Annotated in this window: 23 protein-coding genes and 1 riboswitch; of the genes, 9 read left to right on the top strand and 14 right to left on the bottom strand. The window is 67.5% G+C overall.

What is annotated here, in order from left to right; genetic code table 11:
• Window positions 1-4: 4 nt before the first annotated feature.
• From BLQ74_RS12810 to BLQ74_RS12780, 7 genes are all read right to left on the bottom strand, one after another.
• Window positions 5-529, bottom strand: a complete 525-nt coding sequence (locus BLQ74_RS12810) for a retropepsin-like aspartic protease family protein (protein WP_090262957.1) — start codon at window positions 527-529, stop codon at window positions 5-7.
• Window positions 526-1,536 (bottom strand): esterase-like activity of phytase family protein, encoded by a 1,011-nt coding sequence (locus BLQ74_RS12805; RefSeq protein ID WP_090262956.1) that lies wholly within the window; start codon window positions 1,534-1,536, stop codon window positions 526-528. Before BLQ74_RS12805 ends, BLQ74_RS12810 begins: the two co-directional genes overlap by 4 nt.
• Window positions 1,536-3,434 carry a DNA topoisomerase IV subunit B gene (gene parE / locus BLQ74_RS12800; RefSeq protein ID WP_090262955.1) on the bottom strand — a complete coding sequence of 633 codons (1,899 nt, stop codon included), beginning with the start codon at window positions 3,432-3,434 and terminating at the stop codon, window positions 1,536-1,538. Before parE ends, BLQ74_RS12805 begins: the two co-directional genes overlap by 1 nt.
• Window positions 3,435-3,448: 14 nt before the next feature.
• A complete protein-coding gene (locus BLQ74_RS12795) occupies window positions 3,449-4,054 on the bottom strand; it encodes a YqiA/YcfP family alpha/beta fold hydrolase (RefSeq protein ID WP_090262954.1) in 606 nt (201 codons plus the stop codon).
• 72 nt (window positions 4,055-4,126) lie between these two features.
• On the bottom strand, window positions 4,127-4,939 hold the full coding sequence (gene cpdA, locus BLQ74_RS12790; RefSeq protein ID WP_090262953.1) for a 3',5'-cyclic-AMP phosphodiesterase: 813 nt from the start codon (window positions 4,937-4,939) through the stop codon (window positions 4,127-4,129).
• A gap of 241 nt (window positions 4,940-5,180) precedes the next feature.
• Window positions 5,181-5,639 carry a DUF1249 domain-containing protein gene (locus BLQ74_RS12785; RefSeq protein ID WP_090262952.1) on the bottom strand — a complete coding sequence of 153 codons (459 nt, stop codon included), beginning with the start codon at window positions 5,637-5,639 and terminating at the stop codon, window positions 5,181-5,183.
• A complete protein-coding gene (locus BLQ74_RS12780; RefSeq protein ID WP_090262951.1) occupies window positions 5,630-6,247 on the bottom strand; it encodes an NUDIX domain-containing protein in 618 nt (205 codons plus the stop codon). The genes BLQ74_RS12785 and BLQ74_RS12780 overlap by 10 nt, the downstream gene beginning before the upstream one ends.
• Before the next feature lie 204 nt (window positions 6,248-6,451).
• Between BLQ74_RS12780 and BLQ74_RS12775 the strand changes: the two genes are divergently transcribed.
• The gene (locus BLQ74_RS12775) at window positions 6,452-7,207 is read left to right on the top strand and encodes an RsiV family protein (protein ID WP_090262950.1); all 756 of its coding nucleotides are present in this window, start codon (window positions 6,452-6,454) and stop codon (window positions 7,205-7,207) included.
• 75 nt (window positions 7,208-7,282) lie between these two features.
• Here BLQ74_RS12775 and cytX read toward each other — a convergent pair whose 3' ends face one another.
• On the bottom strand, window positions 7,283-8,557 hold the full coding sequence (gene cytX / locus BLQ74_RS12770) for a putative hydroxymethylpyrimidine transporter CytX (protein ID WP_090262949.1): 1,275 nt from the start codon (window positions 8,555-8,557) through the stop codon (window positions 7,283-7,285).
• Window positions 8,558-8,650: 93 nt separating this feature from the next.
• Window positions 8,651-10,531 (bottom strand): phosphomethylpyrimidine synthase ThiC, encoded by a 1,881-nt coding sequence (gene thiC, locus BLQ74_RS12765; RefSeq protein ID WP_090262948.1) that lies wholly within the window; start codon window positions 10,529-10,531, stop codon window positions 8,651-8,653.
• A 110-nt stretch (window positions 10,532-10,641) separates the two neighbouring features.
• A riboswitch (TPP riboswitch) is annotated at window positions 10,642-10,748 on the bottom strand.
• A gap of 186 nt (window positions 10,749-10,934) precedes the next feature.
• On the opposite strand from thiC, the gene BLQ74_RS12760 reads away from it, so the two are divergent.
• The gene (locus tag BLQ74_RS12760; RefSeq protein ID WP_090262947.1) at window positions 10,935-12,401 is read left to right on the top strand and encodes a TolC family outer membrane protein; all 1,467 of its coding nucleotides are present in this window, start codon (window positions 10,935-10,937) and stop codon (window positions 12,399-12,401) included.
• Between the two features lie 84 nt (window positions 12,402-12,485).
• Here BLQ74_RS12760 and BLQ74_RS12755 read toward each other — a convergent pair whose 3' ends face one another.
• Complete coding sequence (locus BLQ74_RS12755) at window positions 12,486-13,280, bottom strand: class II aldolase/adducin family protein (protein ID WP_090262946.1); 795 nt, start codon at window positions 13,278-13,280, stop codon at window positions 12,486-12,488.
• Between the two features lie 67 nt (window positions 13,281-13,347).
• Complete coding sequence (locus BLQ74_RS12750; RefSeq protein ID WP_090262945.1) at window positions 13,348-14,391, bottom strand: ABC transporter substrate-binding protein; 1,044 nt, start codon at window positions 14,389-14,391, stop codon at window positions 13,348-13,350.
• A gap of 354 nt (window positions 14,392-14,745) precedes the next feature.
• On the opposite strand from BLQ74_RS12750, the gene BLQ74_RS12745 reads away from it, so the two are divergent.
• The 3 genes from BLQ74_RS12745 (at window position 14,746) to BLQ74_RS12735 (ending at window position 17,824) form a co-directional block, all read left to right on the top strand.
• Window positions 14,746-15,096: a cupin domain-containing protein gene (locus BLQ74_RS12745; protein ID WP_090262944.1), complete on the top strand. Its 351-nt coding sequence runs from the start codon at window positions 14,746-14,748 to the stop codon at window positions 15,094-15,096.
• A gap of 43 nt (window positions 15,097-15,139) precedes the next feature.
• A complete protein-coding gene (locus tag BLQ74_RS12740) occupies window positions 15,140-17,089 on the top strand; it encodes an oxidoreductase (RefSeq protein ID WP_090262943.1) in 1,950 nt (649 codons plus the stop codon).
• Window positions 17,090-17,230: 141 nt separating this feature from the next.
• The gene (locus BLQ74_RS12735; RefSeq protein ID WP_090262942.1) at window positions 17,231-17,824 is read left to right on the top strand and encodes a helix-turn-helix domain-containing protein; all 594 of its coding nucleotides are present in this window, start codon (window positions 17,231-17,233) and stop codon (window positions 17,822-17,824) included.
• 110 nt (window positions 17,825-17,934) lie between these two features.
• Here the strand turns inward: BLQ74_RS12735 and waaA are convergent, their stop codons facing one another.
• Window positions 17,935-19,221, bottom strand: coding sequence for a lipid IV(A) 3-deoxy-D-manno-octulosonic acid transferase (gene waaA / locus BLQ74_RS12730; protein ID WP_090263334.1), 1,287 nt, complete (start codon window positions 19,219-19,221; stop codon window positions 17,935-17,937).
• Between the two features lie 108 nt (window positions 19,222-19,329).
• Entirely contained in the window at window positions 19,330-20,208 is an 879-nt protein-coding gene (locus BLQ74_RS12725; RefSeq protein ID WP_090262941.1) for a LysR family transcriptional regulator, read from the bottom strand.
• 86 nt (window positions 20,209-20,294) lie between these two features.
• Between BLQ74_RS12725 and BLQ74_RS12720 the strand changes: the two genes are divergently transcribed.
• The 4 genes from BLQ74_RS12720 (at window position 20,295) to BLQ74_RS12705 (ending at window position 23,911) form a co-directional block, all read left to right on the top strand.
• Window positions 20,295-20,627: a DMT family transporter gene (locus BLQ74_RS12720; RefSeq protein ID WP_090262940.1), complete on the top strand. Its 333-nt coding sequence runs from the start codon at window positions 20,295-20,297 to the stop codon at window positions 20,625-20,627.
• 90 nt (window positions 20,628-20,717) lie between these two features.
• Window positions 20,718-21,893, top strand: a complete 1,176-nt coding sequence (locus BLQ74_RS12715) for an NAD(P)/FAD-dependent oxidoreductase (protein ID WP_090262939.1) — start codon at window positions 20,718-20,720, stop codon at window positions 21,891-21,893.
• Window positions 21,890-22,705, top strand: a complete 816-nt coding sequence (locus tag BLQ74_RS12710; RefSeq protein ID WP_090262938.1) for an aldo/keto reductase — start codon at window positions 21,890-21,892, stop codon at window positions 22,703-22,705. Before BLQ74_RS12715 ends, BLQ74_RS12710 begins: the two co-directional genes overlap by 4 nt.
• Before the next feature lie 291 nt (window positions 22,706-22,996).
• Window positions 22,997-23,911 (top strand): metal ABC transporter ATPase, encoded by a 915-nt coding sequence (locus BLQ74_RS12705; protein ID WP_090262937.1) that lies wholly within the window; start codon window positions 22,997-22,999, stop codon window positions 23,909-23,911.
• 85 nt (window positions 23,912-23,996) lie between these two features.
• Here the strand turns inward: BLQ74_RS12705 and BLQ74_RS12700 are convergent, their stop codons facing one another.
• A complete protein-coding gene (locus tag BLQ74_RS12700; RefSeq protein ID WP_090262936.1) occupies window positions 23,997-25,205 on the bottom strand; it encodes an acyl-CoA dehydrogenase family protein in 1,209 nt (402 codons plus the stop codon).
• Window positions 25,206-25,213 lie beyond the last annotated feature (8 nt).

Here is a 25,213-nt window from a genome sequence, read left to right as displayed (position 1 = left end):
TGCCTCACGGGGAAATGGTCTGGCGCAGCACCAGGGTGCCGTCGCGCTGGGAGAATTCGAGTTGTTTGAGGGCGCTCATGCCGAGCAGCACCTCGTCGCCATCCATGCCCGGCACTATCAGCGCCGGCACATCGTTCAGGCGGATGTCGCCGAGCGCCAGGCGCTCCAGGCGCGTACGCCAGCCCTGAGCCTGGCCATTCGCGGTATCCAGAGAGACCGCGGCGCCGCGCTGCAATCGCAGGCGCCGGGCCAGGGCTTCCGGCACCGCCACCTGGGTCGCCCCGGTGTCGAGCAGGAAAGTCACGGGCGTGTCGCCGATGCGACCGTCGGAGACATAGTGCCCCTGACGATTGCCCAGCAAGCGCACCTCCACATATCCCGCGCCGTGCAGCGACTGCACCTGCTGGTTGGGATTGTGCTGCCGCTGCTCCCAGAGGCCGAAGAAATGCGTGGCCAGGCCCATGCCGGCCAACCAGGCGAGCAGCAGCATGCCTTTGCCGAGCCGACGTCCGGGCTGCGCGTCGCTCATTGGCCACCCAGCCAGCCCTCCGGCGGGGCGGCGAAACGCAGCACATAGGGGCGCACATCGCCATCGGCGCGCGCATGGTTGCCGTTGTCCAGGCCGATCCAGGCCCCCTTGTCGTCGAGTTCCAGGGCCTCCGCCACCCCGTAGGGCAGGTCGTAGCGGCGCTCCGGCGCCAAGGCGCCCGCGGCGAAGGACCAGCAACGCTCCTGGGCTCCGCTCTCGGCATTGCGGCGGCAGATCTGGTGCGCCAGGCGCTCCAGGGTGAACAACTTGCCCTGATAGAGCACCAGGTCGGAGAAATCCACGGCCAGCGGTTGATCGCTGCCCAACTCCGGCGGCGGCAGGATACTGCCCTCCTCGCTGAGCAACACGCAGGCGCCCTCGCACGTCCAGTTGCCGTTGTCATTGCGCACGCGCAACAGGCCACGGCGCTGGCGTTCGGCGGCGAGCCACAGGCGCTTGCCATCCGGGTCGATGGCCAGCCCTTCGTAATAGGCGTTGTTGATCATCAACAAACCGGCCGCGCGGGCCTGGATCAGCAACGCAGGCGGCAGCGGCAACCACTCCGCCGTGCTGCTCGGCGATACGCGCAAGACACCGGCGTAGGCCTCGCTGACCAGGTAGCGGTTGCCCGCGCGGTCACAGCTGACGCCCTCGAAATCCATCACGCCGCCGCGCACCAGCCCGGTCAGCCAGATGCGCGTGCGCGCGCCCCAGGACAGGCCGCTATCGGGAGTTCCCGGCACCACGAAGGCTTCGCTGTTGGCCTGCCAGACACGCCCCGGCGTTTCGTCCGGGAGCATGCTGTAGAGGCGGTCGTCATCGCGGTCGGACACCGCCCAGAGTTCACCGCCGCAGAGCGCCAGGCCGGACAGATTGCCACCGCGCATGCCTTCCACGGCGTGTTCGGCGAGGAACTGCAAGGTGCCCACGGCGGGCACCGCCGGGGTGCCGGCCAGGGCCAGGCCGCAGCCCAGCACGGCCGCCAGCGCGGCCAGCATGCGCCGCATCAGGCCAGCACCTCGGCCAGGTTGCCCTTGGTCTCCAGCCAGGACTTGCGGTCGCTGGCGCGCTTCTTGGCCAGCAGCATGTCCATGATTTCCAGGGTGCCGTCGGCGTCTTCCAGGGTGAGCTGGACCAACCGGCGGGTATTCGGGTCCATGGTGGTTTCGCGCAGTTGCAGCGGGTTCATCTCGCCCAGGCCCTTGAAGCGCGTGACCTGCGGCTTGCCGCGTTTTTTCTCCGCGGAGAGGCGTTCGAGGATGCCATCGCGCTCCGCCTCATCGAGGGCGTAGTAGACCTCCTTGCCGAGGTCGACGCGATACAGCGGTGGCATGGCCACATAGACATGCCCGGCTTCCACCAGCGAGCGGAAGTGGCGCACGAACAGGGCGCAGAGCAGCGTGGCGATGTGCAAACCGTCGGAGTCGGCGTCGGCGAGGATGCAGATCTTGCCATAGCGCAACTGGCTGAGGTCGGGCACGCCCGGATCGACGCCGATGGCCACTGCGATGTCGTGGACTTCCTGGCTGGCCAGGACTTCGCCGCCGTCGACTTCCCAGGTATTCAGGATCTTCCCGCGCAGCGGCATGATCGCCTGGAATTCCTTGTCGCGCGCCTGCTTGGCCGAGCCGCCGGCGGAGTCGCCCTCGACCAGGAACAGCTCGCCACGCATCGGGTCCTGGCCGGCGCAATCGGCCAGCTTGCCGGGCAGCGCCGGGCCCTGGGTGATCTTCTTGCGCTCGACCTTCTTGCCCGCCTTGAGGCGGCGACCGGCGTTGCTGATGGCCAGTTCGGCCAGTTGCAGGCCCAGCTCGGGGTTGGCGTTGAGCCAGAGGCTGAAGGCGTCCTTGACCACCCCGGACACAAAGGCCGCGGCCTCGCGGGAGGACAAGCGCTCCTTGGTCTGCCCGGAGAACTGCGGCTCCTGCAGCTTCATCGAGAGAACGAAGGCGATGCGCTCCCAGACATCCTCGGGGGCCAGCTTGACACCTCGCGGCAGCAGGCTGCGGAACTCGCAGAACTCGCGCATGGCGTCGAGCAGTCCCTGGCGCAGGCCATTGACGTGGGTGCCGCCCTGGGCGGTGGGAATCAGGTTGACGTAGCTTTCCTGCAGCGACTCGCCCCCTTCGGGCAGCCACAGCAGGGCCCAGTCCACCGCTTCCTTGCTACCGGCCAGGTTGCCGCAGAACGGCTCTTCCGGCAGGCGCGGCAGCTCGGCCACCGAATCCACCAGATAAGAACGCAGGCCATCCTCGAACAGCCATTCGACGCGCTCGCCGCTGCTCTTGTCCTCGAAGCTGACCGCCAGCCCCGGACACAACACCGCCTTGGCCTTGAGCACGTGCTTGAGGCGGCTGACGGAGAATTTCGGCGAGTCGAAGTATTTCGGATCGGGCCAGAAGTGCACGCTGGTCCCGGTGTTGCGCTTGCCGACGCTACCGACGACTTCCAGGTCGCTGGCCTTGTAACCGTCGGCGAAGGTCATGCGGTACTCGTTGCCGTCGCGCTTGACGCGCACCTCGACGCTGGTCGACAGGGCGTTCACCACCGAGATGCCGACGCCGTGCAGGCCGCCGGAGAACTGGTAGTTCTTGTTGGAGAATTTGCCGCCGGCGTGCAGCTTGGTGAGGATCAGCTCGACCCCCGGCACGCCCTCTTCCGGGTGGATATCCACCGGCATGCCGCGGCCATCGTCGATCACCTCCAGGGAGTTGTCCTCATGGAGGATCACCTGCACGCTCTTGGCGTGACCGGCCAGCGCTTCGTCGACGCTGTTATCGATGACTTCCTGCGCCAGGTGGTTGGGCCGCGTGGTGTCGGTGTACATACCCGGGCGCTTGCGCACCGGATCGAGGCCGGAAAGGACTTCGATGGCTTCTGCGGTATAAGCGTTCTGCTGGGCCATGGGGTCTCTGTCAGTCAAAAGGTCGAAAAGTCGAGGTCGCGCCACCGCGCGGCGGGAATGCCGGCGAACGCCAGCAACGCCGGCAGGTGGCTGGCGAAACGCTGGAAACTGTGGTCGCCACCGGCCTCGATGCGCAACGCGCCGGCCCGATAGAAGCGCGCCGCCTCCCGGTAGTCGAGGGTTTCGTCGGCGGTCTGCAGCCACACCTGGTAACGCGCGCCATCGCTCGGCGCCGGCACCTGCAGTGCCGCCAGAGCCTCCACGTGCTCGTGGGTCAGCTCCCATTCTTCGCCGCTGTAATGGTTCTTCTGCGGTCCGAGGTAGCCGTCGAAGCGTCCGTGCGGCAGTACCGCCGGATTGATCAACAGGGCCTTGAGACCATGGCGCTCGGCAAGGTGGGTCGCATAGTAGCCGCCCAGGGAACTGCCGACCAGCAACGGCCGATCCAGCTCGGCGACGGCGGCTTCGAGCTGGCCGATGGCCAGTCGCGGATGATGGTGCAGCGCCGGGACGCGCAGGTGATCCTGCAGGCCCAGACGGGTCATGACGGCGACCAGCTGACGCGCCTTCTGCGAGGCCGGCGAGCTGTTGAAGCCGTGTATATAGAGGATGTCGGTCATGGGGCGGGAGGCTACTAGCAGCGAGCCTTAAGCTGCAAGCCGAAGCTGGACACCGGCGGCCGGCTCGCCGCCTCAATAGCCCTTGACGCTGTAGTCCACGACGAAATCGATCCCGGTGACGCGGGAAACGCCGGTTTCCAGCGAGCCGTCGGGGAGCAGGCGCAGCCAACGGTAACCCGGCGCGGGCGTATCGACGCAGAAGTCCTCGCTGCCGGGAGCGAACTGTACGCAGGTGGAGGGCGAAGCGAGCAGGCGGATATCACCGTGCATGCGGTCGAACTCCTGATGCACGTGCCCCCAGAGCAGGCATCGCACCTGCGGATAACGTTCGAGGACGGCGAACAGGTCCTGCGGGTTGCGGATGCCGAGACGGTCCATCCACTGGCTGCCAATGGCCACCGGGTGGTGGTGGAAGCTGATCAGCAGGTGCTTGTCCGCGGCCGAGCGCAGCGCCTGTTCCAGGAAATCGAGCTGCTCGGGGGGCATCTGCCCGGGCACCGCGCCGGGAATGGTCGAGTCGAGCAGGATGATGCGCCAGGCGCCGATATCGATCACCGGATCGAGCAGGTCAGTGCCGACGCAGACCTCGCGCATCGGCTGCAGCTCGTCGTGGTTGCCGGGGAACCAGCGCGCAGGGGCGGGAACCGCGGAGGTGATCTCACGGAAGCGCTGGTACGACTCCGCCGAGCCGTCCTGCGAGAGATCGCCGGTGGCCAGCAGCAGGTCGACACCCGGCTGCTCGTCGAGGACCAGCCGCACCACCTGACGCAGGCTGTCGGCAGTATCCATGCCGAGCAGCCGGCCGTCGGCTTCGGCGAACAGGTGGCTGTCGGAGAGCTGCACCAGCAGCACCGGCTCGTGAGGGGAAGTGAGTTTCGCGGGCAATGCGCCTTCTCCTGTGAGGCGAGGCGTCGTCGTTGAGGAAAGTATGGTGACAGCCCTGGCACGCGGCAAACCGGGAAAGTGTCACAGATCACACTACAGCGCGGCGCAGGCAGACGAACGACAGCCTATCATGGCCTCAGGCCATCATGCATGGCCCAAGCACTGTACGAAACGTCTTGGAGTGCTGTAATCGCGCATTCGCGGGAAATCTTTAGCGCCCACGCAAGGTTTTCGCCCGCGCTTATCGCTGTAGCACCGGCTCCAGCTCGTGGCCACGGGCCAGGCAATGGCTCAGCCATTCGCCGAGGAACAGGTTGAGCTGGCTCTTTTCATCCGGCTGGTGCATTGCCTGGTTCGGGTAGGGGTAGATGGCCAGCAGGCGGCGTGCCTGCTCGGCGCCGATCACCTCGGCCATGCGCGCATCGTGGTACACCCGCACCTCCAGACGCGGCGCCGGCAGCCAGGGCAGCCCCAGCTCCTGGCGGACCTGCAGGGTGGTGGTATAGGGACAGGCTTCGAGCACTTCCAAGGCCAGCACGCCGAGCAGATGCTCACCCTCGCTCAGGGCCACGCGCCGTGCCGACTGCGCTTCCCGCATATCCGGGAGCAGGCGCATCAGGCGCAGGTAGTTGGCTTCGCAGGTGGCCTGCAGGCTGGCCAGGTCGACGCGGTAGCGCTCGCGCAGCAGGTTCACACCCATAGGCCCCGAACCTCGGCGCGATTCAGCGCCAGCCATTGCAGGGCAATCATGCTGGCGGCGTTATTGATCTTCCCGTCGCGCACCGCCTGCAAGGCATCTTCCAGGGCCAGCACATGGACGCGGATGTCCTCGCCCTCCTCCGGCAGACCATGGATGCCGGCGGCCTGACTGCTGTCGCAGCGACCGACGAACAGGTGCACCAGTTCATTGCTGCCACCCGGCGAGGGCAGGTACTGGCTGATCGGCCAGAGCGCGCCAAGGGTCAGTCCGGCCTCCTCCACCGCTTCGCGGCGGGCCACCGTTTCCGGCTCTTCATCCTTGTCGATCAAGCCGGCGACCAGTTCCAGCAACCAGGGATTGACCCCGGCTTCCAGCGCGCCGACACGGAACTGCTCGATCATCACCACCTCGTCGCGCTGCGGGTCATAGGGCAGCACGCAGACCGCATCGTGGCGGACGAAGAGTTCGCGGGTGAGCAGCGGCCCCATGCCGCCGGCGAACTGACGATGGCGCAGGCGCAGGCGGTCGATGCGGTAAAAGCCGCGGAAGCACTCCTCGCGCTGAGTGATTTCGACATCGCCCGGGCCCGCTTTGAAGATATCCGACATCCCGCTCTACTCACTGATCGGTTGAACTTCGCGCAATCCTAGCGCGCCGCACCCCGCCGCGCAGCCTCTTTCGCCCACCGTCGGGCAGGCCGGCGTACGGCGCTGCTACACTCGGCGGCGCGGCGAACCCCGGACCGACACCGGCGGTCGAAGCCGCGCCGCCGAACCGCCGTGAACGGCACCCGGAACTAGAAAAGGAATCCCATGCGTTATCTGAGAATCGCCGCCCTGGGTGGCCTGTGTCTGCTGCTCGGTGCCTGCCAGAGTCTCTTCGCCCCCGGCCTCGGCGAACCGCTGAACGCTCGCCGCACGAGCTTTGAACACCTGAAGCCAGGTTGCCAGGGCGAGCAGTGCCCGCTGGTGAACGTCGACACGCTCAGCTTCGACGACGAACCGGCGCTGGGCGCCGCCATCGAGGCGCAGTTGCTCGACCTCGTCCGCGCCACGCCGGACAGTCCGCGTCCGACGTCGCTGGACAGTTACGAGAAGCGCTTCCTCGACAGCGCACAGCCGGGCTGGAGCAGCTACTTGCAAGCGAAGGTACGCGAGCAGCATGACGGTCTGGTGATCGTCGAGCTGTCCAGCTACGTGTTCAGCGGCGGCGAATACGGCCGTCCGGGACGCGCCTTCATCAACTACGACCGCCGCCTGCACAAGGTGCTGAGCCTGCAGGACATCCTGCTGCCGGGCCAGGAAAAAGCCTTCTGGGACACGGCACGCCTCGCCCACCAGGCCTGGATCGTGCAGAACAAGCTGATCGAGCAGGACCCGAACTTCGTCAAGGACTGGCCGTTCCAGCAGACCCCACACTTCGCCCTGACCTTCGGCGCGCTGACCCTGAAGTACGACATCGACCGTATCGCACCGCACTCGGTCGGCCACCCGGAGCTGAAGATTCCCTATCCGCGCCTGAACGGCATCGTCAAGCCGTACTACTTCCCCGGCCGCGGCGCGCAGTAGGATGAGTCGCGCTTGCGAAACCCATGCGGCCGATGGGTTTCGCGGCGCTCGACGGCATCCGGCGACGCCCTACCCTCACCCCTTCGAGGCAATCCGCCCCAATCCCAGCTGCAGCACGCCCGACACCAGCAGCGCCGGCAGGGTCGCCCCCAGGTTGGGGCAGTAATTGGCCAGAAGGTGGTAGGTGATCACGCCGCCCGCCCAGGCCAGCAGTGAACCCCAGCGCAGTCCGGGGCGAATGCTCGCGCCGGCGCGGCGGCGCAGGAGGAAGTGGTCGACCAGCACCACGCCGAACAGCGGGGCGAACACCGAGCCGATCAGCAGCAGGAAGTTCTGGTACTGCGCCAGCGGCGCGAACCAGGCGATCAGGGTGCAGATCACACCGATGGCCAGGGCCAGCGACTCGACTTTCAGCGGCAACAGGATGCCGCTGGACACCGCCGCCGAATGGATGTCGGCGAAGGCCTTCTCCGACTCGTCGAGCAGGATCAGCAACAGCGGGATGCCCATGCCGGCGCCGGCCAGCGCCAGCAGCAGGGCGTTGGCGTCGCTGCCCTGGGCGAACGCCAGGGTGTAGGCCACGCCGAGCGCCATCAGCCAGAAGCAACCGATGAAGAAGCCCAGCGCGGCGCCGCCGAATACCTGCCCGGCGTGCTTGCCGAAGCGCGAGTAGTCGGCAATCAGCGGCAGCCAGGACAGCGGCATGGCGATGGCAATGTCGAAGCCCACGGCGAAGGGCATGGAGCCATCGCCGGCCTTGGCCCAGAGCGCCAGCAGGTCGGCCCGCCGCAGCAGGTCGAAGGTCAGCCAGGCGCAGGCCGCGAGCAGCAGCCAGATGCCCCACTTGCGCAGCACCCGGCGGACGAAGGCCAGCGGACCGCTGACCGCCAGCAGGGTGGCGAGGGCGCCGAACACCAGCGTCCACAGCGCCGGGCTGGTCCACAGGCTGGCCTCGCCGAAGGCACGCGCGGCCAGCAGGCTGGCGGCATCGCGCATGACGATGATCTCGAAGGCGCCCCAGCCGACCAACTGCAGCAGGTTGAGCAGCGCCGGCAACGCGGCGCCATGCCCGCCGAGGCTGAGTTTGAGCGAGGCCATGGCGGCCAGCCCGGTGTCGCTGCCGATGACCCCGGCGGCGGCCAGCAGCAGCACGCCGACCAGGGTGCCGAGGAGGATCGCCAGCAACGAGCCGGCCAGTCCCAGACCGGGCGCCAGCAGGGCGCCGGTCTGCAGCACCATGAGGCCGATGCCGAGGGAGAACCACAGGGAGAACAGATCACGCAGGCCAAGCACGCGCTGGGCGCTGCCGACCGGCGTCGCCGGGGAGTAGTCGATGAGAGTAGTGGTCACGATGTGCGCAAGGCTCGCAATGGAGTGTTGTCAGGGACTTCTTATTGCGCCGCGGGCTGGGACGGAACGCTCGCCCCAGTCCGCGCGCTCGACCTACACCTGCTTGTAGATCACCGAACCTTCTTCCTTGAAGCGCGCCGCCTGTTCCTCGAAGCCGACGGCGATGGCCTGCTTCTCGTCGCCCAGGCCGTTCTCCTTGGCGTAGTCGCGGACTTCCTGGGTGATCTTCATCGAGCAGAACTTCGGCCCGCACATGGAGCAGAAGTGCGCCACCTTGGCCGAGTCCTTCGGCAGCGTCTCGTCGTGGAAGGCACGCGCGGTGTCCGGGTCGAGGCCGAGGTTGAACTGGTCCTCCCAGCGGAACTCGAAACGCGCCTTGGACAGGGCATTGTCGCGAATCTGCGCGCCCGGATGCCCCTTGGCCAGATCGGCGGCATGCGCGGCGATCTTGTAGGTGATGATGCCGGTCTTCACGTCATCCTTGTTCGGCAGGCCGAGGTGCTCCTTGGGCGTCACGTAGCAGAGCATGGCGCAACCGAACCAGCCGATCATCGCCGCGCCGATGCCGGAGGTGATGTGGTCGTAACCGGGAGCGATGTCGGTGGTCAGCGGGCCGAGGGTGTAGAACGGCGCCTCGTCGCAGCACTCCAGCTGCTTGTCCATGTTTTCCTTGATCAGTTGCATCGGCACGTGGCCGGGGCCTTCGATCATCACCTGGACGTCGTGCTTCCAGGCGATCTTGGTCAACTCGCCCAGGGTCTCCAGTTCGCCGAACTGCGCGGCGTCGTTGGCATCGGCCACCGAGCCCGGACGCAGGCCATCGCCCAGCGAGAAGCTGACGTCGTAGGCCTTCATGATTTCGCAGATGTCTTCGAAGTGGGTGTAGAGGAAGTTTTCCTTGTGGTGCGCCAGGCACCACTTGGCCATGATCGAGCCGCCACGGGAGACGATGCCGGTGACGCGCTTGGCGGTCAGCGGCACATAGCGCAGCAGCACGCCGGCGTGGATGGTGAAGTAGTCCACGCCCTGCTCGGCCTGTTCGATCAGGGTGTCGCGGAAAATTTCCCAGGTCAGGTCCTCGGCGATGCCACCGACCTTTTCCAGGGCCTGGTAGATGGGCACCGTGCCGATCGGCACCGGGCTGTTGCGCAGGATCCACTCGCGGGTTTCGTGGATGTGCTTGCCGGTGGACAGGTCCATCACCGTGTCGGCGCCCCAGCGGATGCCCCAGGTGAGTTTCTCCACCTCTTCCTCGATCGACGAGCCCAGGGCGCTGTTGCCGATGTTGCCGTTGATCTTCACCAGGAAGTTGCGGCCGATGATCATCGGCTCCAGTTCGGTGTGGTTGATGTTCGCCGGGATGATCGCGCGGCCGCGGGCGATCTCGTCGCGGACGAATTCGGCGGTGATCTCCTTGGGAATGCTGGCGCCGAAACTCTGCCCCGGATGCTGCGCGTCGAGCAGGCCGGCCGCGCGGGCTTCCTGCAGCTTGAGGTTCTCGCGAATGGCGACGTACTCCATTTCCGGAGTGACGATGCCTTTCTTCGCATAGTGCATCTGCGAGACGTTGGCGCCCGGCTTGGCGCGGCGCGGCGTGCGCACATGGGCGAAGCGCAGGGCGTCGAGGCTGGCGTCGGCCAGGCGCGCCTGGCCGAACTCGGAGGTCAGGCCGGGGAGGATCTCGGTGTCGCCGCGCTCGTCGATCCAGCGCGAACGGACATCCGGCAGGCCCTTGCGCAGGTCGATGCGGACATTCGGGTCGGTATAGGGGCCGGAGGTGTCATAGACGAACACCGGGGCGTTCCGCTCGCCGCCGAAGGCGGTGGGCGTGTCGGAGAGGGAGATTTCCCGCAGCGGCACGCGGATGTCCGGACGCGAGCCGGTCAGGTAGACCTTGCGCGAATTGGGAAAGGGCTGGGCCGACTGGCGGTCGAGCTGTTCGAGGCGGGTGACGTTGTCTTTCTGCGTGCTCATCCTGGTTCTCCTCTGGCATGGTTGTCGGGAGAACCTGGCTTTCACGGGGCCGCGGTTGCGGCTAAAGGACGCGTCCAGACTTGGCTGGGGGCCGGGCGCAAGGCACCGGAGGACGCGGACTTCTTGTTCCCTACGCGGGTCTTAACCCGATCAGGTTCAACGGGATCCGGAACCATCCGATCTCAGCCCCTCGTATAGGGCACCCCGACAAGAACGTCCGCAGTCTAATCAAGTGCACAGGGCTTGGCCAATGCCGCCGGGCCGAAAAGATTCCCGATGCGACTTCGCAGTCACGCGCCGACAACTACACTGCAGCTACGAAATACCCACAGAGTGGCGCCTTGACCGCCACCGAGGGGCCCCTTAGCCTTGCCCCCACCCGCACACTTTTCAGGACGAACGAATGCTGCGCAGACTCTCCTTGGCCGCCGCTGTGGCCGCTTCCACCGGTTTCGTCTGGGCGGCCCAGCCCGTATCGAGCACCGCTCCTCTGCCAACCAAGACCGACCTGATCAGCGTCTACAAGGATGCCGTCGACAACAACGCCAACCTTGCCGCGGCCCAGGCCGACTACCTGGCGCGCAAGGAGGTCGTTCCCCAGGCGCGTTCCGCCCTGCTCCCGCAGATCAATGCCGGCGCCAACTGGGCCAACGTGCGCACCTCGCTCGACGAGCCCGCCGCGACCCTGAACCGCAACTCCCAGGTGATCCAGGCGACCCTCAGCCAACCGCTGTTCCGCGCCGACCGCTGGTTCCAGCTCAAGGCCGCGAAAGACATCAGCGAGCAGGCCCAGCTGGAATTCTCGGCGACCCAGCAGAACCTGATCCTGCAGACCGCGGAAAACTACTTCGGCGTGCTCCGCGCCCAGGACAACCTGGCCGCCAGCAAGGCCGAGGAAGCCGCCTTCAAGCGCCAGCTCGACCAGGCCAATGAACGCTTCGACGTCGGCCTCTCGGACAAGACCGACGTGCTCGAATCGCAAGCCGGCTACGACACCGCGCGGGCCAACCGGATCGTCGCCGAGCAGGCCGTGGCCGATGCCTTCCAGGCCCTGGTCACCCTGACCAACCGCGACTACACCAGCATCGAGGGCATCCTCCACTCGCTGCCGGTGGTGGTGCCGACGCCGAATGACGCCAAGGCCTGGGTGGATACCTCGGTACAACAGAACATCTCCCTGCAGGCCAGCAACTACGCGGTGAACGCTGCCGAAGAAACCCTGCGCCAGCGCAAGGCCGGCCACCTGCCGACCCTCGACGCGGTGGTGCAGTACCAGAAGGGCGACAACGATGCCCTGGGCTACACCAACACCGGCATCCCCGGCCAGCCGACCTACGGCAAGTGGGTCGACCAGAGCAGCATCGGCGTGCAACTGAACGTGCCCCTCTACAGTGGCGGCCTGACCAGTTCGCAGGTGCGCGAGTCCTACCAGCGCCTGAGCCAGAGCGAGCAACTGCGCGAAAGCCAGCGCCGCCAGGTGGTGCAGGACGCCCGCAACCAGCACCGCGCGGTGAATACCGATGTGGAAACGGTGAAGGCGCGGCGCCAGGCGATCATTTCCAACCAGAGTTCGCTGGAAGCCACCGAGATCGGCTATCAGGTCGGCACCCGCAATATCGTCGACGTGCTCGATGCCCAGCGCCAGCTGTACAGCGCGGTACGCGACTACAACAACAGCCGCTACGACTACATCATCGACAACCTGCGCCTGAAGCAGACCGCCGGCACCCTCAGCCCGGCCGACCTGCAAGCGCTGGGCGCCTACCTCAAGGCCGACTACAACCCGGACAAGGACTTCCTCCCGCCGGACCTGGCCAAGGCCGCCGAGCAGCAACTGGAAAGCACCAGCAAAGCGCGCAGCAAGCAATGAAAGAACGAGCCCGGCACATGCCGGGCTCGTTCTTCGTGGCGGCTGGCGGCAGCCGCCACGCGATGGCCGACGAGGCGCCCCGCCTCAATCCTTGTAGCCCGGCGCGATACGCTCGAGCAGCCGCAGCAGCGCCTGCCAGGCCAGGTCGTTGGCGTCCGGATCGCTCAGTTCGCCGTCCAGAGGCGGCCGTAGCGGTTCATTGAACTGCCGCTCGGTGCGCCGGCACACCGCCTCCGAGGGAATCACCAATTCGCCGCCGGCCTGGGCCGCCAGTTGGATATCGCAGGCTTTCTCCAGGTAGTACATGCGCAGGAAGGCCTGCGGCACGCTCTCGCCCACGGTCAGCAGGCCGTGGTTGCGCAGCATCAACGCGGCATGCCCGCCGAGATCGCGGACCAGGCGCTGCTGCTCGTCGAAGGACAGCGCGATGCCCTCATAGTCGTGGTAGCCGATGCGCCCGTAGAACTCCATGGACATCTGGTTCAGCGGCAGCAGCCCGCAGGCCTGGGCGGCCACCGCGCAGCCGGCGCGGGTGTGGGTGTGCAGCACGCAGCGGGCGTCCTCGCGGGCGGCATGGATGGCGCTGTGGATGACGAAGCCGGCCGGATTGACCTTGTAGGGCGTCGGCTCCAGCGGCTGTCCGGCGAGATCGATCTTGACCAGGCTGGACGCGCTGATCTCGTCGAACATCAAGCCGTAGGGGTTGATCAGGAAATGGTGCTGCGGCCCCGGCAGGCGCAGCGAGATATGGGTGAAGATCAGATCGCTCATGCGGAAGTGCGCGATCAGCCGGTAACAGGCGGCCAGCTCTTCGCGCAGCCTCCATTCTTCCGCGGAGCAGGTGGCACGGGACGGCACCGACGCCGGCATCGAGGTCATGCATATTCTCCTTCTGAGGCGCCCCTTGCGGCGGGCGATCGCACGGCCCGCCGCAAGGGGCCTTGGCTTATTGCGCGGCCCAGGCGTTGAAGCGCTCTTCCAGTTCCTCGCCGTGATCGGCCCAGAACTCATCGTTCATCGCCAGGCCCACGGCAAGGTTGGCCGGCGCGGTCGGCACCCAGTGCGCAACATCCTGCGGCAAGCGCTCGGCGGCCTGCTTATTGGTCGGACCATAGGGGATGTTGCGCACGTAGTCGACCTGGGCATCGGCCTGATTGGCGAAGGCGATGAAGCGCTTGGCCAGATCGGCATGCTTGGAGCCCTTGATGATCGCCCAGTAGTCCATGCCGTACAGACTGCCCGGCCACACCAGTTCCAGGTTGCGCCCGGCCTTGTGCGCATCGGCGATCCGCCCGGTGTAGGCGGTGGTCATGCTGACGTCGCCGGACGCCAGCCACTGCGGCGGTTGCGCGCCGGCTTCCCACCACTGGATGGCGGGCTTGATCTGGCTGAGCTTGGCGAAGGCGCGATCGACGCCGGCCTTGGTGCCGAGCACCTTGTAGACATCCTCGGCCTTGACGCCGTCGGCCATCAGGGCGAACTCCAGGTTGTACTCGGCGCGCTTGCGCAGGCCGCGCTTGCCGGGGAATTTCTGCAGGTCCCAGAAATCCGCCCAACCGCTGGGCGCGGTCTTCAGCTTGTCGGCGTCGTAGGCGATGGCCACGCCCCAGACCAGCGCCGCCGAGCCACACTCCTTGGCCGCGTTCGGCACTAACTGCCCGGCGCCCCCCAGGGCCTTCCAGTCCAGCGGCTCGAACATGCCCAGGTCGCAGTTGCGCGCCAGGTCCGGGCCTTCGATCTGCACCACATCCCAGTCGGCGTGCCCGGTGTCGACCATGACCTTGATCCGCGCCATCTCGCCGTTGTACTCGGCCTGGGTGAGCGTGGCCCCGGTCTGCCGCGCGAATGGCTGGAAGAAGGCCGCATCCTGGGCCTTCTGCCCGGCCCCGCCATAACCGACCACGACCATGGCGTCCTGCGCCTGGGCGACACCCAGGCCGAGCCCCAGGGCCAACAGCAAAGGTTGCAACGCGTTCTTGCACGAAATCATCGGACGAACCCTCTGTGGATGCGAACCGTGGCCGGCGGCGCGCCGGAAACACGGACGGGAAGTGTTGGGCGTGGCAGCACAACGGCCGGAGGGGAACACCGGACAAACGAGGACGGGACGGCGCCGTGATGCAGGCGGGCCATCGCCGATGTGGATAAGGACCGTACGGGACGGTTCATGCGCCTCTCCTCTTGTTGTTGTTGTGGAGCACGTCGCGGATTGCGCCCCACCGCCAGGGCGGTGGGCGGAGTCGAAACTACCCAGTCACTTTTAAAAAAACAAGTTGATTTTTTACTGAAGGTAAATTTCTATGGATTTAGTTTGATAATTCTCAAGCCCGCCCAGGAGCCCGCCGTGTCCGATGTGATTCACTTCCAGCAGTCCGCATTGCAATTCCAGGCCTATGGCGGCCAGCCCATCGAACGCGCCGCGCTGTGCCGGCTGATCACGCCGGGCGAAAGCAGCAGCATGGGCGCCGGGCTGGCCCGCTTCGATGGCTGCTCGATCGAATGGACGGTGCTCTATGACGAACTCATCGTGGTCCTCGAAGGCCACTTCCGCCTGCGCCTGGGCGAACGCGTCATCGAGGCCGCGCCGGGCGACGTGATCTGGGTGCCGGAGCGCACCCCGCTGGCCTACGAGGGCGACCGGGCCTGCGTGTTCTACGCGCTCTATCCGGTCGACTGGCAGACCCGCAACGCCTGATCCCGGCCGCCGCCGACCGACAACAAGAACCACGAGGTCCACCATGAATGCCTTTCCCCACCTGTTCAGCCCCCTGACGATCCGCGGCAAGCGCCTGAAGAACCGCATCATGTCCACCGGGCACGACACCTCGATGCCCACCGACAACCTGGTCAACGACGCCCTGGTGGCCTACCACAAGGCCCGCGCCGAAGGTGGCGCCGGGCTGATCGTGATGCAGGTCGCCGGGGTCCACGACAGCGCGCGCTACACCTCCCACGTGCTGATGGCCACCGACGACGCCTGCATCCCCGGCTACCGGCGCGTCGCCGAGGCCTGCCATGCCGAAGGCACGGTACTGCTGTCGCAGATCTTCCATCCCGGCCGCGAGATCATGGAGTCCAGCGATGGCCTGCTGGCGGTGGCCTACTCCGCCTCGGCGTCGCCCAACGAACGTTTCCGCGTCATGCCGCGCGAACTCGACCAGGCGCTGATCGACGAGATAGTCGCCGGCTACGCCGCCGCCGCGCGCCGCCTGCATCAGGCCGGGCTGGACGGCGTGGAAGTGGTGGCCAGCCACGGCTACCTGCCGGCGCAATTCCTCAACCCGCGGGTGAACCGCCGCAGCGACGGCTACAACGGCGACCTCGACGCGCGCCTGCGCTTCACCCGCGAAGTGCTGGCGGCGGTGCGCGCCGCCACCGACGACGCCTTTATCGTCGGCCTGCGCATCTCCGCCGACGAGCGCGATCCCGAGGGGCTGACCGAGGACGAATCGCTGCAGGCGGTGCAAGCGCTGCAAGGCGAACTGGACTACGTGCACCTGGTCGCCGGCACCTCGGCATCCCTTGGCGGCGCCATCCACATCGTCCCGCCGATGGCCATCGAGGCCGCCTACCTGGCGTCCAACGCGGCGACCTTCAAGGCACGCCTGGACCTCCCGCTGTTCGTCACCGGGCGCATCAACCAGCCGCAGGAAGCCGAGCAGATCATCGCCCGCGGCCAGGCCGACGTCTGCGGCATGACCCGCGCGCTGATCTGCGACCCGCAGATGCCGAACAAGGCCGGCAGCGGCCGCCACGACGACGTGCGCGCCTGCATCGCCTGCAACCAGGCGTGCATCGGCCACTTCCACCGGGGCTATCCGATCTCCTGCATCCAGCACCCGGAAACCGGCCGCGAACTGCACTATGGCCAGTTGCGACCCGCGACCCAGCGCAAGCGCGTGCTGGTGGTCGGCGGCGGGCCGGCAGGCATGAAGGCCGCCGCGGTGGCGGCGCAACGCGGTCACCAGGTGACCCTCTGCGAGGCCGGCGCGCAGCTCGGCGGCCAGGTCAACCTGGCGCAACTACTGCCGCGCCGGGCCGAATTCGGCGGCGCCTCGACCAACCTGCAACGCGAGATGCAACTGGCCGGCGTCGAGGTGCGGCGCAACACCCGCGTCGACCGCGCCCTGGTCGAACGCGAGCGGCCGGACGTGGTGATTGTCGCCACCGGCGCCGAACCCTATTGGCCACCCTTCGAGCGCGGCGGCGAGTTGCAGGTGGTGGACGCCTGGCAAGTGCTGCGCGGCGAGGTCAAGGTCGGCCGCTCGGTGCTGGTCAGCGACTGGCGCTGCGACTGGATCGGCCCCGGCATCGCCGAACGCCTGGTACGCGAAGGTCACCAGGTGCAACTGGCAGTGAACGGCACCCATGCCGGCGAGAGCCTGCCGCTGTATGTCCGCGACCACCTGGCCGGCGAACTGCACCGTCTGGGCATCCCGGTCACGCCCTACGCACGCCTGTACGGCTGCGACGACAGCAGCGTCTACCTGCAACACACCGCCAGCGGCGAGCCGATGATCGTCGAAGGCATCGACACCCTGGTGCTGTGCCAGGGCCACCAACCGGTGGATAACCTGGCCGCCGAGCTGCACGGCCTGGTGGCCTACCAGCGGATCGGCGACTGCCTGGCACCGCGCACCGCGGAAGAGGCGATCTACGAGGGGCTCAAGGCCGGTTGGGCGATCTGAGAAACGGCGTACGGCCGCGAACGGTCGTACGCCACAGGCCCGCGGGACCGCGTAGGGATGGCGCCGCGGGCGTTATCCGCCGCACAGGCGCGTCGCATTGTTTAGAATGCCCCTCGACCGACTCGCCAGGACCCTCGCCGCATGAGCCCGAAAGCCCCGCAGGAAGCACCCGCCAGCACTGAAGCGCAGTTCCTCGGCACACGCATTCGCGGCCTGCGCAAACGCCGCGGCATGACCCTGGCCGAGCTGGCCGAGCAGAGCCAGCTCACCGCCGGCTACATCAGCCAGTTGGAGCGCAACCTCGCCTACCCGTCGATCCCGGCGCTGTTCAACATTGCCCGCGCCCTGGGCGTGACCATCCAGTGGTTCTTCGCCAGCGAAGTCCAGGCCGATCCGGCCGACGCCGGCTATGTGGTGCGGCGCAACGCCCGCACCAGCGTGCATTACGAAGACGGCATCGTCGACGAACTGCTCAGCCCGCAACCCACACGGCAACTGGAAATCCTCCACTCGCGCTTCCCGCCCGGCGCCTACAGCCAGCAGAGCTACAGCCACGACGGCGAGGAAGCCGGCTACATCCTCAGCGGCACTTTCGAGCTATGGGTGGGCGAACGGCACTTCCGCCTCGGCGAGGGCGACAGCTTCAGCTACGCCAGCCAGGAGCCGCACCGTTACGGCAACCCGGGAGAGGTGGACGCCGTGGTGCTCTGGGTCATCACCCCGCCGACCTTCTGAGCCGCGCGGCGCAGGCTTTACCCAAGCCGCGAAGGACGCTGGCCTGTCAACGCCAGGATGGGAGGAGCGAAGCGATTCCCGGTGCATCCGCTCGCCAGCCAGGACCGGACTCAGTCCCCTCGACGCCCCGCGCCCAGCAGACGCGCCAAACCGTCGAGCAGCCGTTGCAGCGCCCCCTGGTTGGCGCGCAGTACGCCCAGTCCGGCAGCGCTCATCTGCCGCGCGGTCTCGGGTTCGTCCCACAATTGCCCGACCGCCAGCGCCAGCCCCGGCGCATCCAGCACTTCGCGCAGGGCACCGACCGCCCGCAGTTGCGCGGCGATATCCAGGAAGTTGAACAGGTGTACCCCGGACAGCACCGGCTTACCCAGCGCCGCCGGCTCCAGCAGGTTGTGCCCGCCGTTCTCGACCAGGCTGCCGCCGACGAAGGCGACATCGGCCAGGGCATAGAGGAACAGCAACTCGCCCATGGTGTCGCCGAGCAGCACCGACGTCTGTGCGCTCACTGCCTCGCCGCTGGAACGGCGTACACAGGCGAAACCTTCGCGGCGGCACAGCTCATGGACGCCGTTGAAGCGCTCGGGGTGGCGCGGCACCAGGATCAGCAGGGCGGCGGGATGCGTCTGCAACAACTTGCGGTGGGCGGCGAGGATGATTTCGTCCTCGCCGGCATGGGTACTGGCGGCGATCCACACCGGCCGTTGCGCAGCCTGCCAGTCGGCACGCAGGGCGGCGGCGCGCGCCAGCAGTTGCGGGTCGATGCGCAGGTCGAACTTGATCGAGCCGGTGACGCTCACGCATTCGGGGCGCGCACCGAGGTCGCGGAAGCGCTGGGCCTCGGCCTCGGTCTGCACGGCGAACCAGCTCATCTCGGCCAGCATCGGCCGGGTCAGCCCGGCGAAACGCGCATACCCCCGCGCCGAACGCTCGGACAGGCGCGCGTTGGCCAGCGCCACCGGAATGCCACGGCGGGCGCACTGGTGGATGTGGTTGGGCCACAGCTCGGTTTCCATGATCACCGCCAGGCGCGGACGCACGCGATCGAGGAAGCGCGCCGCGGCCCAAGGCAGGTCATAGGGCAGGTAGCAATGCTGGACCTGCTCGCCGAACAGCGCGCGGATGCGCTCGGAGCCGGTCGGGGTCATGCAGGTGACGGTGATCGGCAGCTCCGGATGGCGCGCCAGCAAGGCACGGATCATCGGCGCCGCGGCGATGCTCTCGCCCACCGACACGGCATGCACCCAGATACCGCCGGGGCGCAGCGGCGGCAGGCCGAGGGCGAAGCGTTCACCGATACGCCGGGCGTAGGCCGGCGCCTTGCGCGAACGCAGGAACAGGCGCAGCGCGACCAGCGGCAGGCCCAGGTGGAACAGCAGGGAATAGAGGGTCCGGTTCATGGCCGCGGAGAGTAGCAAATAACCGCGCCCAGCTGGCTGCCCGAGCGTCTCCGCAAACGCTCACCTGTAGAAAAGCCTCGCCGCGCGCGAATCGCTTTCGCCCGCAACCTAGCCCTTCAGGTGCTCGGCGAAGCACCGGCCCAACCACTCGGCCGCCGGCCCCAGCGGCTCGTCGCGGCGCCAGACCAGTTCCACCACCAGCGGCGGCGGCGTCCAGTCGCTTTCCAGTTCCACCAGCAGTGACTGATAGGCCGGGTACTGCGCCACATGGCGCGGCAGCCAGGCCCAGCCGAGATCGCGCATCAGCAGTTCGGCCATGGCGTAGAAGCTGTCGGCGCGCCAGACCAGCGGGCTGATCTGCTCGCCGCCGGGGTAATGGCTGTCCTGCGGCGCCATCAGCAACTGGCGGTGCCGCGCCAGCTCGCGCCGATCGGCGTACGCCAACTGCGCCAGGGCGTGACCGGCGCCACACACCGTGACCATCTCGATGGTGCCCAGGCGCTGACGCTCCAGCGCCGCCGGCATGCCTTCGTGGTGGAACAGCAGGCCGAGGTCGGCGCGCCGTTCCAGCAGCTTGCGCGCCACGTCGCCCTGGGCGCCGCTGGCCAGTTGCACTTCGAGCAGGGGAAAGGCCTGGGCCAGGGCCTGCAGCCCGGAGAGCACGGGTTGATAGGGCATGGCCTCGTCCTGGGCCAGGCGCAGGCGCGCTTCCTCGCCACGCACCAGCGCCATCGCCCGGCTTTCCAGGCGCTCGCACTGGCGCAACACCTCGCGCGCCTCATCCAGCAGCGCGCGGCCCTCCTGGGTCAGCACCGGCTGGCGACCGCTGCTGCGCTCGAACAGGGTCACGCCGAGATCGCTTTCCAGCAGGGCGATGGATGAGCTGACCGCCGACTGCACTCGCTTGAGCCGGCGCGCCGCCGCCGAGAAGGAGGATTGGTCGGCAACGCTGACGAAGAGCCGAAGCTGTTCCAGGTTCCACTGCATAGCCTATCTCCAAGACAGATAGGTAATGACTTTATCCCATCACCCAGGCGACTAGAATGCCCAACCATCACAAGGGAGGACTGAACATGCCCGGCTATCTCTACCTCGCCATCGCCATCGTCGCTGAAGTCATCGCCACCGCTTCGCTGAAGTCGGTAAAAGGCCTGAGCACTCCCCTGCCGCTGCTGCTGGTGATCGTCGGCTACAGCCTGTCCTTCTGGATGCTGACCCTGGTGGTGCGCAGCATCCCGGTGGGCATCGCCTACGCCATCTGGGCCGGGCTGGGCATCGTGCTGGTCAGCGTTGCCGCCCTGGTGCTCTACCAGCAGAAGCTGGACACCCCGGCGCTGCTGGGCATGGGGTTGATCGTCAGCGGGGTGGTGGTGATCCAGCTGTTCTCGCACAACACCGGCCACTGAGCCGCACCCCGGCTCGCTCGATCGGCGAGCCGGTTGCCTGGCGGGCGAGGTTATACTGCGCGCTTCGTTTTTCCCGAGGCGCGCCCTTCCATGACCCAATCCCTGAGCACCGACATCCTCATCGTCGGCGGCGGCATCGCCGGCCTCTGGCTGAACGCCCGCCTGCGCCGCGCCGGCTATTCCACCGTACTGGTGGAAAACACCGCGCTCGGCGGCGTGCAGAGCATGCGCTCGCAAGGGATCATCCATGGCGGCACCAAGTACGCCCTGCACGGCGCCTTGACCGGCGCCTCGGAAGCCATCGCCGACATGCCCTCGCTGTGGCGCCGCTGCCTGGCCGGCGAAGGCGAAGTCGACCTGCGCGGCGTGCGCGTGCTCTCCGACGCCCACTACCTGTGGTCGCCCGGCGGCCTGGCCGGCAACCTCACCAGCTTCTTCGCCAGCAAGGCAGTGCGCAGCCGGGTCGCCCAGGTGAAGGGCGATGAGCTGCCGCCGGCCCTGCGCGACAAAGCGTTCAAGGGCAAGGCCTACCGCTTGAGCGAGTTGGTGCTGGACGTGCCCAGCCTGATCGCCCGCCTGGCGGAACTGGCCGCCGGCAGCCTGCTCGCCGGCGAACGCATCAGCGCGCTGCGCGACGGCAACGAACTGCTCGGCCTGCGGGTCGACGAGCGCGAGATCCGCGCCCAGCGCGTGGTGCTCGCCGCCGGCGCCGGCAACGAGGCGCTGCTGCGCGAACTCGGCCTGGAACAACCGGCGATGCAGCGCCGCCCGCTACACATGGTGCTGGTCAAGGCGCCGACCCTGAAGCCGTTGTACGCCCACTGCGTTGGCGGCGGCCCCAAGCCGCGGGTCACCGTCACCACTCACCCGGCCGCCGACGGCCAGTGGGTCTGGTACCTCGGCGGCGATATCGCCGAAGCCGACGGCGTGGCCCGCGACGCGGCCGCGCAGATCGCCGAAGCGCAGCGCGAACTGGGCAAGCTGCTGCCGTGGATCGACCTCTCCGCGGCACGCTGGGCCACCCTGCGTGTCGATCGCGCGGAGCCGGCGCAATCCAATCTGCTGCGCCCGGACAGCGCCTTCCTCGCCGAGCAGGGGCGCCTGCTGGTGGGCTGGCCGACCAAACTGGCGCTGTCACCCAACTTCGCCGACCGCGTCTTCGAAGCCCTGCAACGCGATGGCATCCAGCCCGGCGCCGCGCTGCCGCTGCCAGCACTGCCGCGCCCGCCACTGGCGCGTCCGGTGTGGGAGGAGCTGCTGCCATGACCAGCCTGCATGCGCTGCAACGCCCGCTGGGCGCAACCGGCCTGACGGTTTCACCGCTGGGCCTGGGCACCGTCAAACTGGGCCGCGACCAGGGCGTCAAATACCCCGCCGGCTTCCGTATCCCGGATGACCGCGAAGCCGCCGACCTGCTCGCCCTGGCCCGCGAGCTGGGCATCAACCTGCTCGACACCGCGCCGGCCTATGGCCGCAGCGAGGAACGCCTCGGCCCGCTGCTGCGCGGCCAGCGCGACGCCTGGGTGATCGTCAGCAAGACCGGCGAAGAATTCGAGAACGGCCAGTCGCGCTTCGACTTCAGCGCGGCGCACACGCGCTTCTCCGTCGAACGCAGCCTCAAGCGCCTGGAAACCGATTACCTGGACATGGTGCTGGTGCACTCCGACGGCAACGACCTGGAGATTCTCAAGCACACGGCGGTCTACGAAACCCTAGAACGCCTCAAGGAAGAAGGCCTGATCCGCGCCTTCGGGTTCTCCGGCAAGACCGTCGCCGGCGGCCTGCTCGCGCTGCAGCGCGGCGACTGCGCCATGGTCACCTACAACCTCAACGAACAGGCCGAGAAGCCGGTGATCGACCAGGCCCTGGCCAGCGGTCGCGGCATCCTGGTGAAGAAGGCCCTGGCCAGCGGCCATGCCTGCCTCGCCGCCGGCGAAGACCCGCTGCGCGCCAGTTTCGAACTGGTCTTCGGCCATCCCGGCGTCGGCGCCGCCATCGTCGGCACCATCAATCCGCAACACCTGCGACACAACGTCGCCCTGGCCGCGGAAGTTCTCGGTGAGCCGCGCCGCGCCTAGCCCGGCGGCAGGCGCTACCGCTGATCGGCAGTCATCCAAGGTTGACACAAATCAGGCGTTCCTGTGCCATGCTCAGTCTCCGCGGTGAGAAACCGCGGACACGTGAAAATGCCGCCAGACAGCCATTTGCAGGATAAACAATCGAATAATCCCCCCTTCACAGGGATAGCCTCGAAATAATCGAGGTTTTTCGATGTGCCCGCGATGACCTCAGGCCTGGTGCCACCCTGGAACGATCGGCCGGACCGCCCCATCAGCGGTCCGACGCGCCCGGTACGATGAGGACCCCACATGCCCCGTACGCTCGCCCGCAAGGATCCGACCACTTTCAAGACCCTTCCGCTGCTGGTGGAAGCCGGCAGCGACGGCCTGGCCTATCAGCCGCTCGGCCTGCCGCTGAACTTTTCCCAGATGCTGGAGCGCCGCCGGCCGCTGCACGTGGCCGATAGCGAACGCTTCAGTACCGAACTGGCCAACCTCGGCGTGTCCGTGCGCCTGACCCTGAACTGGCAGGGCTGCGATCACTGGGTGCTGGTACGCCAGCGCCGCGCCGACCGTGGCGACACCGTGCTCAAGCTGATCTCCGGCTATGTGCCGTCCCACGAGCTGAACCTGCCGCTGCTCACCGCGATCCAGGAAGTGGCCGAGGAATGCCTGGTGGAAACCGCCGACGGCTGGCTCGGCGGGCGCTTCGGCGACCTCTGGCTGCCGACGCCTTACGAGGGCGCGCTGAACTACCTGGACGCCAGCCACTTCAAGCTCACCCCGCTGTCCGGCGCGGCACGGCCGGTGCAGACCGGCAGCCTGCGCCTGCTCGAACGCCCGCGCGCCTACGTGCACGTGCCGACGGCCTCGCTGCAACTGGTCTACGACATGCGCATGGAACTGCCCCGGGACCTGCGCGACGTCAGCCTCTACCACGTCGACGAGCGTCTGGAGAGCGGCCCGCTGGTGGCGCGCCTCGACCGCCGCCGCCCGGACCTCTATCTGCTGCCACTGGACCAGGGCCGCCCCAGCGGCGAACTCTTCACCCTGCGCCAGGGCGAACTGGTCAAGGCGCCGACCCGTGGCGTCTGGCTGGCGGAGAGCTTCGCCCGCCAGGAAGGCTGGCTGGTGCATGACGAGCGCATTCGCTTCCGCGACTGGATGGACATGTGGCCGCCGGCCAATGGTCACTCCGGCAAGGGCAAGCGCGCCAGCGCCTGAAGCCGCTTGTCGCGGCCTGCGCAGGACGATTCGCAGGCCGCGGCGAACGCCACGCAGCCGATCCGGCCTGCGGCGGCTCCGTGCCTCACTTCAACTGGCTGGAACTCTTGCCCAGCAAGCGCCGGGCGATGATCAGCAACTGGATCTGCTGGGTGCCTTCGAAGATATCGAGAATCTTCGAGTCGCGCGCCCACTTCTCCAGCAGTTCGTCCTCGCCATAACCGAGGACACCGGCCAGTTCGACGCATTTCAGGGTGATCTCGTTGGCCACCCGCCCGGCCTTGGCCTTGGCGATGGACGCCTCCTTCGAATTGGGCAGGCGGTTGTCGGCCATCCAGGCGGCCTTCAGGGTCAGCAGGCGCGCCGCTTCCCATTCCGCCTCCAGACGGTACAGCGTCGCCTCGGCGTGACTGGCCGTGAGCGGCGGCTCGCGGTAGTCGCAACGACAACCGGCGCTCTTCAACAATTCACGGGTACGCTGCAGCGACGCCTTGGCCACGCCCACCGCCATGGCCGCCACCAGCGGACGGGTGTTGTCGAAGGTTTCCATGACCCCGGCGAAGCCCTTCTGCACATCGATCTCGGCGTTGCCCAGCAGATTGGCCGCCGGTACCCGGCAGTCGTTGAAGCTGATCGAGGCGGTATCCGAAGCCTTGATGCCGAGCTTCTTTTCCAGCCGCGTGACGCTCATGCCCGGCGTGCCCTTCTCCACCACGAAGGACTTGATCGCCGCCCGCCCCAGGTTGCGGTCCAGGGTGGCCCAGACCACCACCGCATCGGCCCGTGCGCCCGAGGTGACGAAGATCTTCTCGCCATTGAGCACATAGTGCTCGCCGTCGCGGGTGGCGCTGGTGCGGATCGCCGCCGAGTCCGAGCCGCAGCCGGGCTCGGTGATGGCCATGGCCGCCCAGATGCCACTGAAGCGTTCGCGCTGTTCGTCGTTGGCCACCGCGGCGATGGCGGCATTGCCCAGGCCCTGGCGCGGCATGCCCAGGAGCAGGCCGACATCGCCCCAGCACATTTCCATCACGCCCAGGCAGGCCGCGAGGTTGCCGCCGTTCTTCACACCCTCCTCGACTGCAGTGTCCTTGCGCTTGCTCGCCGAGTCGGCGCCGACCGCATCCGGCGAGCCGGCGTTCATGCCATCGAGCAGCGCGGCGAGCAGGTCCAGCTCCTTCGGATAGGCGTGCTCGGCCTTGTCGTACTTGCGCGAGATCGGCCGCAGGTAGTGCCGCGCCACCTGGTGCGCCTGATCGACCAGGGCGCGGAATTTCTTCGGGGTTTCCAGATACATCGCTGCAC

This window comes from Pseudomonas panipatensis, assembly GCF_900099785.1.
GTDB classification, from domain to species: domain Bacteria; phylum Pseudomonadota; class Gammaproteobacteria; order Pseudomonadales; family Pseudomonadaceae; genus Pseudomonas; species Pseudomonas panipatensis.
Note: the sequence above shows the minus strand (reverse complement) of the source record. Positions and strands in the feature narration are given on the sequence as shown.